The following is a 19,187-nucleotide window of genomic DNA, read 5'->3' on the forward strand; positions in this document are numbered from 1 at the left end:
ATATACAATGTCCACAACAATTATGATTGGTTACGGAATCTTTAGTATTCTAGTATTTATTTTAGTAAATAGATTTGTTGTGAAAAAACAAATTAAAAAAAATGTTCTACAAGAGAAATCAGTTAGTACGAAAAGTTCTGTGGTTGAACATAAAGAATCATCTAAAAGTTCAACGATTGAAAAAATAGAAGATAAAGCAACACAACAAAACTTAGACTTACCTCAAACAGAAGAAATTAAAGAAGAGTCTATTCAAACAAAAGTTAAAAAAACGAACACAAAAGAAACACCTCAAACCTTTAGCACAGGTAAGGTATTAACAGTTTTATTAATTGGTATGTTCCTTTCGTTATTAAACCAAACACTTATCAATGTTGCTTTACCAAAATTGATGACTGAATTTGCTGTTTCAACTTCAACAGCTCAATGGTTAACGACTGGGTTTATGTTAGTGAATGGGATCTTAATTCCAATTAGTGCGTATTTAGTAGAAACGTATACGTATAGAAAATTATTTATAAGTGCAATGGCCTTTTTTACAGTTGGTTCAATTATTTGTGCTTTATCCGGCAATTTTACAATCATGCTGATAGGTCGCTTAATTCAGGCAGTTGGAGCAGGAATCTTGATGCCTTTAGGAACAAATGTTTTTATGGTATTATTCCCACCTGAAAAACGTGGTGCGGCAATGGGATTAATGGGAGTAGCAATGATTTTAGCTCCTGCAATTGGCCCAACTATAACAGGATATGTCATTCAAAATTATAATTGGCATATTTTATTTTATGCTATGACTGTCTTCGGAATAGCCACTATCTTTTTAGGAAAAACTTGGTTCCATCTGGATCGTGCGAGACGTTTCCCTCGTCTTGATTTATTAGGAATCATTTTCTCTTCAATTGGTTTTGGTACGTTACTGTATGGCTTTAGTGAAGCGGGGAATAAAGGTTGGAGTAGCGGTGAAGTAGTTAGTTCGCTGATTATAGCTTTAATTGCTTTAATTATCTTTGTCTTGAAAGAATTAAAGACAGAAGAACCGCTTATTAACTTAAGGGTATTTAAAAATTTCCGATTCTCTTATACAGTTATCATTAACATTATTGTAACAATGGCATTGTATGGTGGGATGATTTTACTTCCACTTTATTTACAAAATATTCAAGGCTACACTCCCTTGCAATCAGGATTACTGTTACTACCGGGTTCATTAATAATGGGAGCTATGGGGCCGATTACGGGTAAACTGTTTGATAAAGTAGGGATAAAACCACTAGCAATCTTCGGATTATTAATCATGACAATTACAACCTATGAGTTAACGAAACTATCAATGGACACGCCATATTTCCATTTGATGTTGCTTTATACGATTCGTTCATTTGGTATGTCATTTATTTTGATGCCAATCTCAACAGAGGGTTTAAACCAATTACCATTAAAAATAATTCCGCATGGATCGGCTGCACAGAATACATTACGTGCAGTAGCTGGATCAGTTGGTACAGCTATTCTTGTTACGGTTATGACAACCCAAACTACAAGTCACTTGGCAGACTACTCAAATGAAATTACAAAAACGAATCCAGTAGTCATGAATTGGGTTCATAACACAGCAATCCAATTATCTCATGCAAGTGGTATACCTGAGCAAAAAGCAAGTGGTGTTGCAGGACAATTATTATACGCTCAAGCATCCAAACTATCGTTTATTAAAGGAATCAACGATGGATTCCTACTTGCTACGCTATTTTCATTTATTGCACTCGTATTAGCAGTTTTCTACGGAGGTAGAATGGTAAAAAAAAGAGTATCAAACAAAACTAATCTAACTTCGGAAAATGAGAGTGTAGCGTCATAAGTTCACGAAACTATTTAAATAGCTTCATTAGGAAAGAACTCCTTTTAATTTAGGGAGTTCTTTTTTTATTAAAGCATCCAAATAAAGTGATACTTCCATCAGTGGGGACTTTTTCATCCCCTACTGATGGTTAGCCCCCTACATCTTCCTCATTTTTCTTTAAATCTTGAGGTGATGGTTTTGCTGTCCGTTAATGCGGGATAAATAAAATTGTTACTAACTTGTTGATAACTTTCCAAAAAAATATGGAAAATGTCTAAAATTCAATTTTACTTAAGCAAAAATTGACTAAAGTCTATCTAAAATTCAATTTTGGACATCAAAAATTATAAAATGAAACAATTTTAGTCTTTTTACATATTGGTAGTTAATGATTATATTGAGATTAAATCCTAATAGAAAAAGGAGCTGCTAATATGGTGTTTTATAAAGATGCTGATCAACTTGAAAAAGAAAGCTTGAGTGAACAAGATGAATTAGAAAATGATGATTTCAAAGTTGCAGAAGAGCTTATTATCTACCTGTTAGACGCGTTAAATAAGTATGCTATTCGTTCGGTTACGCAAAAAAAAGAACCAATTCATGTTACAGATGTATCATTAAATGATTTTGAAAATGCTCAGAATCAGGTTTGGTTAGGTACGCATCTAAAAAAATATGTTAATAAGGAAGACTTTTATTTTAAAAAAATTACACTTCCAAATGATTCGGTTATACTAGGCTACATTCTATATGAAAAAAAATCTACTGATTATAAAATACGTGCTTTTGAGATTGCACCTTCAGAAAATCAACATGCCCCATTATTTGAAAACCTCCAGCTAAATTTAATTGCAATTCCATTATTAGAAGCTAAAAAAGATTTCAATTTTATAAGTGCCAATTTGATAATGGATGCACTAAATGGAAGAACGTTAGAGCAAGAACAATATGTCGATTTAGAGAGCTTAACCTAAGTAATATCTATATATATCGTAAAAGTCATGCCGAAATGGGTATGGCTTGTTTTTATAGGTAGGAAAATCAAAGCATTTAATTAACAGACTGTTTTAATTTTTAGATAAAAACCAATATTTATCGACACTTTTCTGCCACATTTTGTTATAATGGTTACGATTACATTACTGAAAAATAAAAATTAATGAAAAATACATTATATTTGTAATATATATGTATAATGTACAGGTTTGTGACCAAGGGAGGAGCAGGTACAGTGAACGTGTATTTAAATAATTATGTCATTGTTGCTGTGTTTTTAGTAATCGGTATTGCTTTGCCTGTTGTAGCACTAAATGTATTTGGAAAGATGTTGCGACCAAATGCACCAACAGATGCAAAGAAAACAACATATGAAAGTGGAATCGTTCCATTTCATGATGCAAAGGTTCGTTTCCATGCGGGATATTACATATTTGCACTTTTATTTGTCATTTTTGATGTTGAAACAGTATTTCTTTACCCATGGGCTGTAGCCTTTGATAAGCTAGGCTTTTTTGCATTTGTTGAAATGATTATTTTTATCCTGATGTTATTATTAGGACTTATTTATGCTTGGAAAAAGAAGGTGTTGAAATGGTTATGAAATTAGACGGACTGTCAGTTGAAGAAATGCAAGAACTTCAAAATAATATCTTTTTCTCGACACTGGAACAAGTAAAAGGTTGGGCGCGTAGCAATTCACTATGGCCGTTAACATTTGGTTTAGCTTGTTGTGCAATTGAAATGATGGGGGTAGGTTCATCTCACTACGATTTGGACCGTTTTGGCTCGTTCTTCCGTACATCTCCGAGGCAATCCGACGTGATGATTGTTTCAGGTACTGTAACGAAAAAAATGGCACCTATTGTAAAACGTTTATATGATCAAATGCCTGAACCGAAATGGGTAATTGCGATGGGATCTTGTGCAACGGCAGGAGGACCTTATGTGTACTCATATGCAGTTGTAAAGGGAGTAGATCAAATCGTACCAGTGGATGTATATATCCCAGGATGTCCACCAAATCCAGCGGCATTAATTTATGGAATCAATAAATTAAAAGAAAAAATTCGTTACGAAGCTAAGACAGGAAAGCAGGTGACGAATAAATGAGTGAGGAAAAATCAAAAGAGCAATTAAAGAAAGAAGCTGCAGAGCGTGCAAAGGAAGCAGCTCGTAATAAGATGGAGCACCTAAAGGCGCAAGAAGCAGGTTCAGATGAGCAACCAACTTCAGCAGAAGATGAAAAAGCCAAAGCGGTAGCACTTGCAAAGGCAAAAGCAGCAGCTGCAGCGAAAGCAAAGGCAGCGGCCCTAGCGAAGCAAAAAGGTGAAGATGTAGTGTCATCAGATGAAACTGCTAAGCAAGAAGAACAACCGGCTTCAGCAGAAGATGAAAAAGCCAAGGCGGTAGCACTTGCAAAGGCAAAAGCAGCAGCTGCAGCGAAAGCAAAGGCAGCGGCCCTAGCAAAGCAAAAAGGTGAAGATCCAGTGTCATCAGATGAAACTGCTAAGCAAGAAGAACAACCGGCTTCAGTAGAAGATGAAAAAGCGAAAGCAATTGCAGCAGCAAAGGCAAAAGCAGCAGCTGCAGCAAAAGCGAAGGCAGCGGCACTTGCGAAACAAAAAGGTGAAGATTCAGTACAAGAAAGTGAACCTGCTTCAGAAGATGATGAAAAAGCAAAAGCAATAGCAGCAGCAAAGGCAAAAGCAGTCGCAGCAGCAAAAGCGAAGGCGGCGGCACTCGCGAAACAAAAAGCGGGAGAATCAGGACAAACTAGTGAAGCTTCTTCTGATGATGAAAAAGCAAAGGCAAAAGCAATTGCAATCGCAAAAGCAAAGGCAGCTGCAGCAGCAAAGGCGAAAGCTACATCTGGTGATGAAGCGCCTAGTGAAGTTGTAGAAGAACAACCTTCACACAATCAGCCACATCTTGATGAAATTAAATCATTAATTGAAAAGCAATTTGGAGCAGACGTAATTGAAGAGGCTCAAATCAACAAGCTTTCAAAACATGATCCAACTTTTACAATTAAAAAAGAGCAATATCATCAAGTGGCGAGTTTCTTAAAAAATCATGATGATCTAGCATTTACTTACTTATCTGAATTACATGGAACAGATTATGTACAGTATATGGAAGTATATGTGTACCTTCATTCATATAAGCGTAAACATGGTATCGCCTTAAAAGTAAAATTAGATCGGGAACAACCAGAAGTACAATCTGTGTCTGACATTTGGGAAGGTGCAAACTGGCCTGAGCGTGAAACGTACGACTTACTAGGTATCCAGTTTATAAGTCATCCAAAATTAGAGCGTATTCTTTTACCAGAAACATGGGTAGGATATCCTCTGCGAAAAGATTATGTCCAATTTGATGAGGGGGTGTAACACATGATTCGTACAGAAGAAATGTTACTAAACGTAGGCCCACAGCATCCTAGTACGCATGGTGTGTTTCGCCTTGTATTAAAGATTGATGGAGAAATTATAAAAGAAGCAACACCTGTCATTGGTTATTTACACCGTGGAACAGAAAAAATAGCAGAGAACTTACAATATACACAAATTATTCCATATACAGACCGTATGGATTACTTATCTGCCATGACAAACAATTATGTACTTGTTCATGCTGTTGAAACAATGATGGACATTAAAGTTCCTGAAAGAGCTGAGTATTTACGTGTTCTTGCAATGGAGTTAGGGCGTGTAGCAAGTCATTTAGTATGGTGGGGAACAAACCTACTTGATATTGGTGCTGTCAGCCCATTCCTTTATGCATTCCGTGAACGCGAAATGATTATTAATCTATTAAATGAACTATGTGGCGCTCGTTTAACCTTTAACTATATGCGTGTAGGCGGAGTGAAATGGGATGCGCCAGATGGTTGGATTGAGAAAGTTAAAGAATTTATCCCTTATATGCGTGAACAATTAAAAGGTTATCATGACCTTGTTTCAGGTAATGAGATCTTTATTAATCGTGTAAAAGGTGTAGGAGCCTATTCTCAAGAAGATGCGATTAATTACTCTTTGAGCGGGGCTAACTTACGTTGTACGGGTATTAAGTTTGATTTACGAAAAGATGCACCATATTCAATCTACGACCGTTTTGATTTTGATGTGCCAGTTGGAAAAGTTGGAGATGCGTGGGACCGCTATATGTGCAGAATGCTAGAGATCGAAGAGTCATTAAAAATCCTAGAGCAAGCTGTTGAACAGTTCCCAGCTGAAGGAGACTTTTTAGCTAAGGTTCCAAAAATTATTAAAGCTCCTAAGGGAGAAGGGTACGTTCGCATTGAGTCTCCACGTGGAGAAATAGGTTGCTATATTTCAAGTGATGGAAAGAAAGAGCCTTACCGCCTGAAGTTCCGTCGCCCATCGTTCTATAACCTTCAAATTCTACCGAAATTGTTACAAGGCGAAAATATAGCGAACTTAATTACAATATTAGGTGGAATTGACATTGTGCTTGGGGAGGTAGACGGCTAATGATGACAAACCTACTGCAAAGTACGCCATCATGGGTTAATTTTCTTATTTATTTGGGTCTTGGTGTAATTTTCCTATTCGTTGTTCTAGGATTCGTAACGTATGGAATCTTATCTGAACGTAAAGTTATGGGATTCATGCAAGGCCGAATTGGGCCTAACCAAGTTGGTGGACGTTTTGGATTACTTCAAACAGTAGCTGACGTATTAAAGCTACTTTTAAAGGAAGATACGATTCCAAAAGCTGCAGATAAACCATTATTTATCATTGCACCAATTATCGCTTTTGCACCAGCCTTTATGGTACTTGCAACAATTCCGTTTACAGACAAATTACAATTTGCAGATATCGGTGTTGGATTACTTTACTACATAGCTGTATCAGGCTTAACAACACTTGGCGTTGTAACTGGTGGTTGGGCTTCTAATAATAAATACTCATTAATTGGGGGTATGCGTGCTGCTGCCCAAATGATTTCATATGAAATTCCACTTGTTATGAGTGTACTAGGCGTAATTTTATTATCAGGAAGTTTAAATTTAAACGATATTGTAAATGCACAGGATAAAGTATGGTTTATTTTTACACAGCCAATCGCATTTGTTGTCTTTTTAATTGCAGCGGTTGCTGAATTAAATCGTACACCATTTGACTTGCCAGAAGCTGAATCAGAGCTTGTAGCAGGTTATCATACTGAATATTCAGGGTTCAGATGGGCATTCTTTATGCTTTCTGAGTACGTTTATTTCTTTGCAATGGCATCATTAATTACAGTTCTATTCCTTGGGGGATGGAAACCAGTAATGTTTTTAGACTTTATTCCAGGAGCAATCTGGTTCGCATTGAAATTTAGTGCCGTTGTGTATTTATTAATTTGGTTCCGTGTAACGTTCCCTCGTTTACGAGCAGACCAACTAATGGAATTTGGATGGAAGGTTCTGTTGCCAGTTTCATTAGCAAATATCGTCTTAACAGCACTTATCAAGAGCTTGTTCTATTAAAAAACAGCTTACCAATCAAAAGGGGTGGAAAATATGATTGGGTTAATGAAGGGTTTAAAATATACTCTACAAAATTTAACAAAAGAAAAAGTAACATACGATTATCCAAATCAACCAATTCCGATACCGGATCGTTTTCGTGGCATTCAAAAGTTTTATCCTGAAAAATGTATCGTTTGTAATCAATGCTCGGCTATTTGTCCGACAGATTGTATTCAACTAACAGGAAAAAAACACCCAGATCCAACGAAAAAAGGAAAAATTATTGATACTTACGATATCAATTTTGAAATATGTATCTTATGCGATTTGTGTACAGAGGTTTGCCCAACGGAAGCAATCATTATGACAAATAACTTTGAGCTAGCTGAATTTTCTAGGGATGATTTATTTAAAAACTTAGAATGGCTAGATGAAAATGATGAAAACATTCGAAAGGAGAATAAAGCATGAGTGGAGTAGCAGTTGCTTTCTTTCTTCTTTCACTTTCAGCTATTTTGGGCGGTGTCATGATGCTAAATGCTTCAAAGGTTATGCATATGATGCTTTCTCTTGTACTAACCTTTATTAGCATTGCAGGTATATACGTTTTATTATCAGCTGAATTTGTAGCAGTTGTTCAAATTTTAATTTATTCTGGAGCCATTACAATCTTAATGATTTTCGGAATTATGTTAACGAAACATGATGCTAGTGAAAATCACAAAAAAAATTGGCGAAATCTTTGGGCGCTGCTAGGTGTCATTGCATTTGGAGCAGTTCTATTCTTTGGAATTAATGGATTAGACATATCTTCAAGTGCGACAGATTTAACAACAAATAATACGAAAAATATAGGAAAACTTCTTTTCTCTAACTATATTGTTCCGTTTGAAGTAATGTCTATTTTGCTACTTGTTGCACTAGTTGGAGCAATTGTTTTAGCAAAATCAGATGACAAAGGGGAGGGAACAGAAGGATGAGTTCAGTACCAATTCAAGCCTATCTTCTTTTAGCTTTAATTTTATTTTGCATTGGATTATATGGTGCGTTAACGAAGCGAAATACAGTTATCGTATTAATTTGTATTGAATTAATGCTAAATGCTGCAAATATTAATTTGGTTGCATTTAGTAAGCTTGGCGTAACACCATCATTAACGGGTCAAGTATTCTCATTATTTACAATTTCTGTTGCTGCAGCTGAGGCAGCTGTTGGCATTGCAATTTTATTAGCATGGTACCGTCATCGTCAGACGGTCAATGTAGACGAAGCAAATACGTTACAAAAATAGTAAGGAGGGTGAACGTCTATGATGCAGTATGCTTGGATTATTCCAGCACTTCCACTCCTTTCGTTTGTTCTATTAGTTATTTTAGGAACAAAAGGAAAGAAGCTAAGTGGAATAATTGGAATTTGTTTAACCGGAATTTCGTTTATACTCTCCTTATTCGTCTTATTTGATCGTATGCAGGGAGAAAATGTACAACATCTTTACACGTGGCTTTCATTCGGAAAAGTAGATGTACATGTAGGGTATGTTGTAAATGCACTTAATGCATTAATGCTTGTTATTGTTACATTTGTTAGTACATTAGTACATATTTATTCAACGGCTTATATGGAAGACGATAACCGTATTACAGTCTTCTTTTCTTATTTAGGACTATTCACTTTTGCAATGCTTGCACTAGTGTTATCGCCTAGTATTCTACAATTATATGTATTTTGGGAACTAGTAGGTTTAGGATCATTCCTATTAGTAGGCTTCTATTTCTATAAAGAAGAAGCAAAGGCAGCGGCTAAAAAAGCTTTCATTATGACACGCATAGGGGATGTTGGATTATTTATCGGCATGGTGCTGTTATTCTGGAAAACAAAAAGCTTTGATTTTGATGTGATTTTTCAATCAATTTCAAATGGTGATGTTAGTTCAGGATACATTACTCTAATTGCGATTCTTATCTTTGTTGGAGCTATGGGGAAATCAGGTCAGTTCCCATTACATACATGGTTGCCTGACGCAATGGAAGGTCCTACACCAGTTTCAGCTTTAATCCATGCTGCAACAATGGTAGCTGCTGGGGTTTACTTAGTAGCAACAACTTATCCGATTTTCCTTGCAAGTGGAACAGCAATGAATGTAGTAGCAACAATTGGTGGCTTTACAGCTATTTTTGCTGCTAGCATCGGAATTGTTCAACGTGATATTAAGCGAGTACTTGCCTATTCAACAGTTAGTCAGCTTGGTTACATGATGCTTGCATTAGGTGTAGGTGGATATACAGCGGGTCTTTTCCACTTGATGACACATGCATTTTTTAAAGCTCTATTATTCTTAGCAGCGGGTAGTGTAATTCATGCTGTTCATACACAAGACATCTTTAAAATGGGTGGACTTCGTCATAAGATGAAATGGACATCTACTCTCTTTTTAATTGGTACGCTTGCTATTACAGGGGTTCCGTTATTATCTGGATTTTTCAGTAAGGATGAAATTCTAGCGGCAGCTTGGGAAAATGGGCATTATGTTCTATTTTTCATTGCATTAATTGCTGCATTCTTTACATCTTTCTATATGTTCCGTTTATACTTCCTTGTATTTACAGGTGAAGAAAAAACAAAAGGTGCTCATGAATCAAAGATGACAATGGTTGTACCTATGACGTTATTAGGTATTCTTGCGGTATTAGCAGGTTATGTAAATACACCATTCTTTGGTACGTATTTAAATGACTTTTTACTTGAACAGGTACCATTTAAAATTGTTGAGCATGGGGAACCTTCATGGATTTTAATTGTCGCAACGCTAGTATCACTTGCGGGAATCTCGTTAGCATATAACATTTTTGGTCGTAAAGGTCGTGAGCTATCACAAAATGAAGATGGCGTTTGGTTCACAATTCTTTATAACAAATACTTTATTGATGAAGTATATAATGTAACATTTGTTCGTGGAATGGTACTGATCGGCCAATTTGCGTATGCTGTTGAGCGTTATATTGTAGAAGGAATTGCTTCAACAGTGAAAGGGTTTGTGAGTGGAATTGGCTCAATCGGATCTAAATTGCAGAGTGGCCAAGTTCAAACGTATGGCTTTATAACATTACTTGGAATTGTATTATTGTTAATCGGGATTGTCGTAACAGGGGGGTACAACTTATGATGAATTCAACATTTTTATTATGGTTTGTTTTATCTCCTCTTGTAGGATTAATCCTTGTCTCAATCGTACCTGAAGTATCACGTAAGGCAGCTGCTCTATTTTCAACTGCTATTACGTCTGTTATCGCAATTTACGCATTTGTTATTGGGCAAGATCCTTCCATTTTAAAAGAATGGTCAATGTCTTATAATTGGTTCCAATTTGGAAAGTATGCTGTTGATGGTCATAAATTGTTTGAAGTGAAATTTGAATTGGGAGTAGACGGGCTATCACTAGTCATGCTGTTATTAACTGCTGTTGTTTCGGTGATTGCTGTTCTAGCTTCTTATCATCTTAATAAAGGAACAAAACAATTTTATCAACTGTTTTTCATACTACAAGTAGGTATGCTTGGCGTTTTTGCTTCTCAAAATTTAGTGTTATTCTTCTTATTCTTTGAAATGACATTAATCCCAATGTTCTTCTTAATTGGAAAATGGGGACGTTTCGAGAGTGAAAAAGCTGGTTATCAGTTTTTAATTTATAACGGATTGGGTTCTGCATTTTTACTTTTCGTGATTGCGGTCTTGCTTGCGAGAACAGGGACATCAAATTATAGTGAACTCGTAGCAATTTTACAATCTGGGATGAATACTGTTAGTCCAATTTCTGAAAATCTAAAGATGGCTCTATTAGTTTGTTTATTAATAGCATTTGCTATTAAGCTTCCTTTGTTCCCGTTCCATCGTTGGATGGTCAATGTACATACTCAGGCAAATCCTGCAGTTGTTATTGTCCACGCTGGTGTACTATTGAAAATTGGTACATACGGATTAATACGCTTTGCTTACGGGATTTTCCCAGAGCAAGTTCATAAAATGGGAACGGTTCTAGCGATTCTTGGGGTCGTAAACCTACTATATGGAGCGTATATTGCGCTTGTTCAAAAAGACTTACGTTCTGTTCTTGCTTTCTCAAGTTTCTCTCATATGGGAATTGTTATTATGGGGCTTGCTGCAATGAACAGTGCAGGTATACAAGGTGCAGTATTTCAATCTGTCTCACACGGGCTAATTGCTGCAATTCTATTTTTAGTTGTAGGAATGCTTGAAAGCCGAGTGGGATCAACTAGTTTGCAAAAAATAAGTGGGTTAGCAAAGGTATCTCCTCGTATGGCAGGAATATTGTTATTTGGTGCAATGGCATCATTAGGCTTACCAGGATTATCTGGCTTTGTCGGTGAGTGGCTATCTTTTGTTGGATTATTTCAATCACACAAAATCATTGCAGCAGTCGGTACTCTAGGAATTATTTTAACAGCAGCATATATGCTCCGTGCAGTACTTGCAATGACATTTGGTAATACAAGTGATGAGATCAAAGAAGTTCAAGACATCACAGCAATTGAAGGAATAGCTTCTCTAGTATTAATACTTGCAATTGTATTACTAGGTGTAGCACCAAGTATTGTCAATGATTCAATCATGGCATCAGTTGATTTCATACTTCAAGGGTTAGGGGGGATCTAGAAGATGACTTGGAAAGCATTATCAACTTTTCAATGGGAAACAATGGGACCAGAAATTATCTTAATAGCTGCTACCATTCTTCTATTGATCCTAGAATTGATCTTACCAAAAGAATCAAAGAAAAAAGTAATAGGTTGGATTGGGTTTATCGGTCTAGTTGCGTCATTTGTGTTTCTATGTACACTGTTTCATCATAAACCAACGCAACTATTATATGGCTCATTTAAGTTAGACTCTTTTTCAATTTTATTTAAATTTATCTTATTGATCGCTGCAATATTAGTCTACCTAGTTGCGTTAGGTGATGATAAGATTGCAGATCGAACAGAATATTACACTTTATTTATTACAGCCTTACTAGGTGCAATGTATATGGCATCTAGCAGTGATTTAATTACATTATTTGTTGGCTTGGAACTATTATCAATTTCTTCTTATATTTTGGTTGGTATTCAAAAGAGAAGAGAGAAGTCAACAGAAGCTGCTCTAAAATACGTCATAAATGGCGGTATTTCAACAGCGATTACTTTATTTGGATTAAGTTATGTGTACGGATTAACAGGCACGACAAATCTTACAGAAATGAATATTGCCTTATCACAAGGTATGGCAAGTAGTAATGAATTTCTTCTTGTCATTGCATTTGTTTTACTATTTGTAGGATTATCATTTAAAATTGCTTCTGTACCTTTCCATATGTGGGCTCCAGATGTTTATCAAGGTGCTCCAACACCTGTAACTGCCTTTTTAGCAACAGTTTCAAAAGCAGGTGGATTTATCATCATATTACGTATTTTCTTATCGATCTTTACAGCTGCGGTATTAAATGAAAAAGGTGTAACAATCTTTGAAAATATGCAGCCAGTAGTTGGTATACTTGCAGCCTTATCAATGATCATAGGAAATACTGTAGCATTAAAGCAATCTAGCGTTAAACGTATGCTTGCTTACTCTGGTATTGCACATGGTGGTTATTTATTAGTATCATTTGTATCACTTTCTCCATTTATGTTTGAAAGTATGTGGTTCTACTTATTGTCATATGCCTTTATGACAATTGGTGCAATGACCATCACATATAATGTTGAAAAACAATATGGAAATGATTCATTAGCTTCTTTTGCGGGTTTAGGAAAAAGCAATCCGATACTAGCTCTCTTCATGACAATCTATGTATTATCATTAGCTGGAATTCCTTTAACAGCTGGATTCATTGGGAAGCTGAACATTTTCATGAGTGCATTTGTAACAGTAAAAGGCTTTTACTGGTTAGGTGCAATTCTACTAATTACAACGGTTGTTTCGTATTTTTACTATTTCGGTATCCTTCAACATATCTTCTTCCGTGAAGGAGAAAATCGTAAAATTAGAATACCTGCACCTCATTTACTTGTCATATTAGTGTGTGCAGTAGTAACAATCCTATTAGGTGTGAAGCCTTCACTTGCATACGAAGTATTTCATAAAATGGAAATCATAAAGGATTTCTTCGCAGCCTAAATTATATGGTATATTAATAGTAATAACGAAGTGTAGGAGATGATCCTACACTTTTTCTTATGGTAAAAAGAATGGGAGGCGTCTATTATCGAAACGGTTATAGGAACTCAAGCAATGTTAGCGATTATTATTCATTTAGTGTTTATCATTTTGACATGGTGGGCGATATCTGCAATTAAATGGGAAGCAATTATGAAACAAGGAAAAGTAGCCCAAATTCGTTTATTCATGGTGTTACTGACATTAACAATCTCTTCAGCAGTCAGTAACTTTTTCTTAAACTATCTCCAATACACATCAAATCTAACATTCTTCTTTCACAAATAGAAAAGCGAAGCGGACTCGTTCAGCTCCGACAGACATTAAAATTTTTGTCAAAAAAAGACTACTATTCATACCGTATAAACCTCTTTAAATCTGTGAAAAATGAGAGTAAGGAGAGGGGAATCGATTATGATAACGGGGAAAAGATGGATAAGTAGTCTATTAGTCATAGTTTTTGTTTTTCTTGTTTTTACTCAGTGGAATAAACCTAGTGAGGCCCAAGCAGACTTGAGCCAGGCTAATCAATTTGCTGACGTTTTACAGCAGAAGGGATTAACTGTTTCGGAATGGTCAATTTATGCAAGGGAGACTGAGAGTCAATCAAATAAAAGTTTACAAAAGGTTGAATTAGAATTAGAGAGTAAATTACCTAACTTCTCATGGACTCATGAGAAAGAGGGATCAAAAATAGTTGGGGTTAGGCAAATAGGAAATTTTAAAGAACGTGTCGTAGCTACAGCTGATTCTCAAATTTTAAAACAAGATGGACAAGTATACATACTTTATCAATTAATAGGCAAGAATTGGTCGGAAAAAGTAAAAAATCAAGCTAGTAACATAATTACAAAGTCTTTGTCAAAAATTTTTAATAAAAAACCAAAAATTTTCACTTGTGTAAAAGGGACAATGGGTGATAAACTTGAAAGTGTTTTGCAGGGTATGAAAAGTGATTTATTAAAAACTTTTCATGCGACCGAATTAGAGCATGTAAAAGAAGGGGCATTCATCTCTGTTTCAGCATATACTAAACAGTGGAACGACGCTCTTAGCGTAAATCAAAAAAAAATGAACTTTCAGATGGCCATTCGGGAAAATGACGTTGATCATAAAACAACGGTCACACTAGGGTCACCAATTATTACAGTAGAATATTAATAGATATACTTTAGACACGGAGGGGAACAGCTTGGAAAAAATCATTGTCCGTGGCGGGAAACAGCTAAAGGGCACAGTACGTGTAGAAGGTGCTAAAAACGCTGTCTTACCAGTTCTTGCTGCAGCACTACTTGCTAGTAACGGAAAAAATATCATTCATGACGTACCAACATTATCAGATGTTTATACAATTAATGAGGTACTACGTAATTTAAATACAGAAGTTGAATTTACCAACAATACTGTTACTGTGGATGCTTCAAAAGAATTATTCGTTGAAGCTCCATTTGAATATGTACGTAAAATGAGAGCATCTATTCTTGTAATGGGTCCTCTTTTAGCACGTAATGGCCATGCTCGTGTAGCTTTACCGGGTGGTTGTGCGATTGGTTCTCGTCCGATTGAACAACACTTAAAAGGTTTTGAGGCAATGGGTGCGGTTGTAAAGGTTGGTAATGGCTTTGTTGAGGCAAAAGTAGACGGACGTCTAAAAGGTGCGAAGATTTATTTAGACTTCCCAAGCGTTGGGGCAACAGAAAACATTATGTCTGCTGCAACATTAGCTGAAGGTGTAACAATTATCGAAAATGCCGCAAAAGAACCAGAAATCGTTGACTTAGCAAATTTCTTAAATGGAATGGGTGCAAAAGTACGCGGAGCAGGTACTGGAACAATTCGTATTGAGGGTGTTCCTACGTTGTTTGGTACAACTCACCACATTATTCCAGACCGCATTGAAGCAGGAACATTTATGGTTGCTGCTGCAATCACTAACGGAAATGTATTGATTGAAAATGCTGTACCAGAACATTTAAGCTCAGTTATCGCAAAAATGCGTGAAATGGGCGTAACAATTATTGAAGAAGATGAAGGTGTGCGTATCATCGGATCTGATAATTTAAAACCTGTTGACATTAAAACGATGCCACATCCTGGCTTCCCAACAGATATGCAATCTCAAATGATGGCATTGCTGTTAAAAGCAAATGGTACTGGTATGATTACTGAAACGGTATTTGAAAATCGTTTTATGCACGTAGAAGAATTCCGCCGAATGAATGCGAACATTAAAATTGAAGGTCGCTCTACAATCATTCAAGGACCTTCTATGCTTCAAGGAGCTGAAGTGACAGCAACAGATTTACGTGCAGCAGCATCTTTAATCCTAGCTGGTTTAGTTGTAGATGGTTACACACGTGTAACGGAATTAAAACATTTAGATCGTGGTTATGTTGGATTCCATAAAAAGCTTGCTGCACTTGGAGCGGACATTGAACGTATAAATGAACCAAGCGTTATTACTGAAGAGCAAGAAATTAAAGACTTACACGCTTAATTCTACAGAAATCATATATTTATCAGATATAGTTAAATTTACTTAACAAGAGAGTCGCCTTTTTGGTGACTCTTTTTTTGATTGTGTCTAACTCACAGACTAGCTTTTTTAGCCATTTCACAATTACTAACTTATTGAAAATCGTTCATTTAGTAGTTCCATTCTATTTATCCCGCATTATCGGACAGTAAGACCCCCACTGATGGAAGTTTCACTTTATTTATGTTATAGGCGAAATTTCTTAATTTTATTCAGAAAATTCCGAAATAAATCGCGCGATGAACCGTATTCTTGCTTTCTGTTCTACTTGCTTGTCCACACTCATATATTATACAAATCAAATAAAACTGTTTGGATACTGAAAATAGTTGGATGATCATAAGTGAATAGGAGGAATATGAAGATGTCCATTAAGTCCTTTTTCGTTACTGGACTGGCAACTTGTTCTGTCGTTGTTCTGTTGCCTACACTACTTGTACTTCCGTTTCACGAAAAAACGGATGGGAAGTTAGGAGACCATCTAAACCAGCAAATCATTTCAAATCAGATGAATCCTGGAAAAGAGTCGAATGGTATAAAAGTATCGGTCTATCGGTCTAAAATTGATAAGGTGGAAAAAGTACCCCTTGATGACTATTTAGTCGGTGTCGTTGCATCAGAAATGCCAGCTAAATTTAATGAAGAAGCATTAAAGGCACAAGCTCTAAGTGCGCGTACCTTTATTGTAAAAAGGTTAGAACAGGGAGAAAAAAATCCTGAAGGCGGAGATGTCACAGATACCGTGATGAATCAAGTTTATTTAAATCGAGACGAACTTAAGAAAGTATTTGGGGCAGATTATGATTGGAAAATAAAAAAGGTTGAGAAAGCTGTCGCATCAACAAAGAACGAAATTATTACTTACGATGGACAACCTATCACAGCTTCATTTTTTTCATCTAGTAATGGACTAACTGAAAATGCAGAGGACTATTGGAAAAAAAGTGTACCTTATTTAAAAAGTGTCCCAAGTCCATGGGATCAAGTTGCGAAAGATTATATTGCCAAAAAGGTTCTATCGGTCGAAAGCTTTCAAAAGAAATTAGATATAAAGCTAACATCTAAATCAAAAGTAGGGAAAGTGATTGAACGAACAAAAACAAATCGAATTGGCAAAATTGCATTTGATAATAAAATTATGACAGGTAGAGAAGTACGTGAAAAGCTTGATTTACGCTCAACAGACTTTACGTTAAAACGAGAAGGTAACGATATTATTATTACGACAGTTGGAAATGGACATGGGATTGGCATGAGCCAATACGGAGCAAATGAATTGGCTAAACAAGGAAAGACATATAAAGAGATAGCACAGTACTATTATCAAGGTGTTCAAATTTCAAAAATTAGTCCTTCATTGTTAAAGTAGTAGAATAATAATGAAACCGCACTTTACCATTAGGTTAGTGCGGTTTTTAGGTTTGAATATTTTTTAATTTGTAGTTTTACTAGCATATTTGTAATAAAAATAGCCAACAAATGGGCGAACTTTAATGCCATTTACGTTTGGTTTTTGAAGGTAGACATAACCAGCTTGGTAGATTGGTGCAACTGCTCCATCATTTAATAGCGTATTTTCTGCTTGATGAAGAACAGAAAAACGTTTTGACTCATTTTGTAAATCAACTGTATTTGCTTCCTCTACAAGACGGTCATATTGTTCATTTTTATAGTGAATAAAATTTAAAGCTGAATTAGATGTAAATAAGTCTAAATACGTTGTTGGATCTGGATAATCCGCACCCCATGTATCTAAAGAAAGATCATATCCACCTTGTCTTCTAAGGACATTCTTCTGCTGAATTGGTTGAACAACAATATTAATCGTTAAATGTGGTAAATTACCTTCAAGCTGTGCCTTTAAATACTCTCCTATTTTACGTGAAGTCTCACTATCACTTACTAATAAAGATAAAGTTGCACTCGTTTTACCTTCTTCTTTTAGAGCTTCTGAAAATAATTGTTTCGCTTGACTCAATGAAACGTTTGAGTCAACTGTAGTGGAATTTACGAAATCCTCACCTTTTTTTGTTTTGACCAGCCCTTTAGGAACAAAGCGATCAGTTGGGATTGAACCATCTTTTAATAAATCATTTGCAATACTATTTTTATCAAATGCGTGAGCAATTGCCACGCGAGCTTTTTTGTTACGTAATAAAGGGTTCATTTCATTGAAACTAATGTATGAAATAATCGGCATTGCAAGTGTGTGGAGTTCTTTTGATGATTTAAAACGGTCAATCACATCTGAATCAATAATCGCTTGATCTAATGCACCAGTTTCGTATAAATTAACAGCTGTTGAGGTTTCATTCATCACTTTAACATCAATTGTATCAGCTTTTACATTTTGTTTATCGTAGTACTGGTTGTTTTTCTTCATGACGAAGCCAACTCCATGATTCCATTTGCTGACGACAAATGGTCCATTATACACCGTCGTGTTAGCCTCTTGACCATATTTATCTCCCTCTTTCTTGACGAACTTTTCATCCAAAGGGAAGAACATAGGTAGACTAGTAAGCTGAATGAAATAAGGGATTGGTCTATTTAATTCAATTTGTAATGTTGATTGATCGATTGCTTTTACACCTAATTGATCAACAGGTAGTTTTCCCTTATTAATAGCCTCTGCATTTTTTATATCATACATATCATAAGCAAATTGAGCTTTTGTTGCAGGATCAAGAGCTCTTTTGAAAGCAAAAACAAAATCATTTGCCGTAACAGGGTCACCATTTGAAAAGTGTGAGGTCCTTAATTTAAATGTGTATGTTTTTCCATCCTTACTGACTGTGTGCGAAAGCGCAGCAGCAGGAGTATATTCACCTTTTTCGTTTGGCATATATAATCCTTCCATCACACTATTTAATGCATTCAATGAAGGGCCATCTAAGGCAATAGAGCTATCTAGACTTGTGATATCAGCTGTGTCCATTAATTTGATCGTTTTATCGTTTGATGTTGAAGTTGATTGATTTCCACTACATGCAGCTAAAAGGAATGATAATGATGTAATTAATCCAATTGATTTAATCATTTTATGTTTCATTTGTACTTACCCCCTAAAAAAATGTAAATAAAAAGAGTCCCCGCCTTATAAAAAGGACGAGGACTCCCGTGGT

Annotated in this window: 18 protein-coding genes and 1 other annotated feature (1 of these 19 cut by a window edge); of the genes, 17 read left to right on the top strand and 1 reads right to left on the bottom strand. The window is 35.8% G+C overall.

Annotated elements, in window-relative coordinates:
- Positions 1-7: 7 nt before the first annotated feature.
- The 17 genes from J5Y03_RS07695 to spoIID all read left to right on the top strand — a co-directional run bounded on the left by J5Y03_RS07695 (position 8) and on the right by spoIID (position 17,431).
- Positions 8-1,858 (top strand): DHA2 family efflux MFS transporter permease subunit, encoded by a 1,851-nt coding sequence (locus J5Y03_RS07695; protein ID WP_209404246.1) that lies wholly within the window; start codon positions 8-10, stop codon positions 1,856-1,858.
- A 416-nt stretch (positions 1,859-2,274) separates the two neighbouring features.
- Complete coding sequence (locus J5Y03_RS07700; protein WP_209404248.1) at positions 2,275-2,814, top strand: hypothetical protein; 540 nt, start codon at positions 2,275-2,277, stop codon at positions 2,812-2,814.
- Positions 2,815-3,035: 221 nt separating this feature from the next.
- Positions 3,036-3,440 carry an NADH-quinone oxidoreductase subunit A gene (locus J5Y03_RS07705; RefSeq protein WP_209404250.1) on the top strand — a complete coding sequence of 135 codons (405 nt, stop codon included), beginning with the start codon at positions 3,036-3,038 and terminating at the stop codon, positions 3,438-3,440.
- A complete protein-coding gene (locus J5Y03_RS07710; RefSeq protein ID WP_209404252.1) occupies positions 3,431-3,949 on the top strand; it encodes a NuoB/complex I 20 kDa subunit family protein in 519 nt (172 codons plus the stop codon). Before J5Y03_RS07705 ends, J5Y03_RS07710 begins: the two co-directional genes overlap by 10 nt.
- A complete protein-coding gene (locus J5Y03_RS07715) occupies positions 3,946-5,229 on the top strand; it encodes an NADH-quinone oxidoreductase subunit C (protein WP_209404254.1) in 1,284 nt (427 codons plus the stop codon). The genes J5Y03_RS07710 and J5Y03_RS07715 overlap by 4 nt, the downstream gene beginning before the upstream one ends.
- A 3-nt stretch (positions 5,230-5,232) precedes the next feature.
- Positions 5,233-6,333 carry an NADH-quinone oxidoreductase subunit D gene (locus J5Y03_RS07720; RefSeq protein ID WP_209404256.1) on the top strand — a complete coding sequence of 367 codons (1,101 nt, stop codon included), beginning with the start codon at positions 5,233-5,235 and terminating at the stop codon, positions 6,331-6,333.
- Positions 6,333-7,334 carry an NADH-quinone oxidoreductase subunit NuoH gene (gene nuoH / locus J5Y03_RS07725; protein ID WP_209404258.1) on the top strand — a complete coding sequence of 334 codons (1,002 nt, stop codon included), beginning with the start codon at positions 6,333-6,335 and terminating at the stop codon, positions 7,332-7,334. The genes J5Y03_RS07720 and nuoH overlap by 1 nt, the downstream gene beginning before the upstream one ends.
- Positions 7,335-7,367: 33 nt before the next feature.
- Positions 7,368-7,787: an NADH-quinone oxidoreductase subunit NuoI gene (gene nuoI, locus J5Y03_RS07730; protein WP_209404260.1), complete on the top strand. Its 420-nt coding sequence runs from the start codon at positions 7,368-7,370 to the stop codon at positions 7,785-7,787.
- Positions 7,784-8,296, top strand: a complete 513-nt coding sequence (locus J5Y03_RS07735; protein ID WP_209404262.1) for an NADH-quinone oxidoreductase subunit J — start codon at positions 7,784-7,786, stop codon at positions 8,294-8,296. The genes nuoI and J5Y03_RS07735 overlap by 4 nt, the downstream gene beginning before the upstream one ends.
- The gene (nuoK, locus tag J5Y03_RS07740; protein ID WP_209404264.1) at positions 8,293-8,607 is read left to right on the top strand and encodes an NADH-quinone oxidoreductase subunit NuoK; all 315 of its coding nucleotides are present in this window, start codon (positions 8,293-8,295) and stop codon (positions 8,605-8,607) included. The genes J5Y03_RS07735 and nuoK overlap by 4 nt, the downstream gene beginning before the upstream one ends.
- Positions 8,608-8,625: 18 nt before the next feature.
- Entirely contained in the window at positions 8,626-10,479 is a 1,854-nt protein-coding gene (gene nuoL, locus J5Y03_RS07745; RefSeq protein WP_209404266.1) for an NADH-quinone oxidoreductase subunit L, read from the top strand.
- A complete protein-coding gene (locus J5Y03_RS07750) occupies positions 10,479-11,987 on the top strand; it encodes a complex I subunit 4 family protein (RefSeq protein ID WP_209404527.1) in 1,509 nt (502 codons plus the stop codon). Before nuoL ends, J5Y03_RS07750 begins: the two co-directional genes overlap by 1 nt.
- 3 nt (positions 11,988-11,990) lie before the next feature.
- On the top strand, positions 11,991-13,487 hold the full coding sequence (gene nuoN / locus J5Y03_RS07755) for an NADH-quinone oxidoreductase subunit NuoN (protein WP_209404268.1): 1,497 nt from the start codon (positions 11,991-11,993) through the stop codon (positions 13,485-13,487).
- 114 nt (positions 13,488-13,601) lie between these two features.
- The gene (locus J5Y03_RS07760) at positions 13,602-13,814 is read left to right on the top strand and encodes a DUF1146 family protein (protein ID WP_245208807.1); all 213 of its coding nucleotides are present in this window, start codon (positions 13,602-13,604) and stop codon (positions 13,812-13,814) included.
- A gap of 126 nt (positions 13,815-13,940) precedes the next feature.
- Positions 13,941-14,687: a YwmB family TATA-box binding protein gene (locus J5Y03_RS07765; RefSeq protein ID WP_209404271.1), complete on the top strand. Its 747-nt coding sequence runs from the start codon at positions 13,941-13,943 to the stop codon at positions 14,685-14,687.
- Positions 14,688-14,718: 31 nt separating this feature from the next.
- Positions 14,719-16,023 (top strand): UDP-N-acetylglucosamine 1-carboxyvinyltransferase, encoded by a 1,305-nt coding sequence (murA, locus tag J5Y03_RS07770; protein ID WP_209404273.1) that lies wholly within the window; start codon positions 14,719-14,721, stop codon positions 16,021-16,023.
- Positions 16,024-16,420: 397 nt separating this feature from the next.
- Complete coding sequence (gene spoIID / locus J5Y03_RS07775; RefSeq protein ID WP_209404531.1) at positions 16,421-17,431, top strand: stage II sporulation protein D; 1,011 nt, start codon at positions 16,421-16,423, stop codon at positions 17,429-17,431.
- Between the two features lie 63 nt (positions 17,432-17,494).
- Here the strand turns inward: spoIID and J5Y03_RS07780 are convergent, their stop codons facing one another.
- Entirely contained in the window at positions 17,495-19,114 is a 1,620-nt protein-coding gene (locus J5Y03_RS07780) for a peptide ABC transporter substrate-binding protein (RefSeq protein ID WP_209404275.1), read from the bottom strand.
- 49 nt (positions 19,115-19,163) lie between these two features.
- Positions 19,164-19,187 (bottom strand) — a binding site (T-box leader); it runs 271 nt beyond the window's last position.

Source organism: Gottfriedia endophytica, from assembly GCF_017814275.1.
GTDB lineage: Bacteria > Bacillota > Bacilli > Bacillales > Bacillaceae_G > Gottfriedia > Gottfriedia endophytica.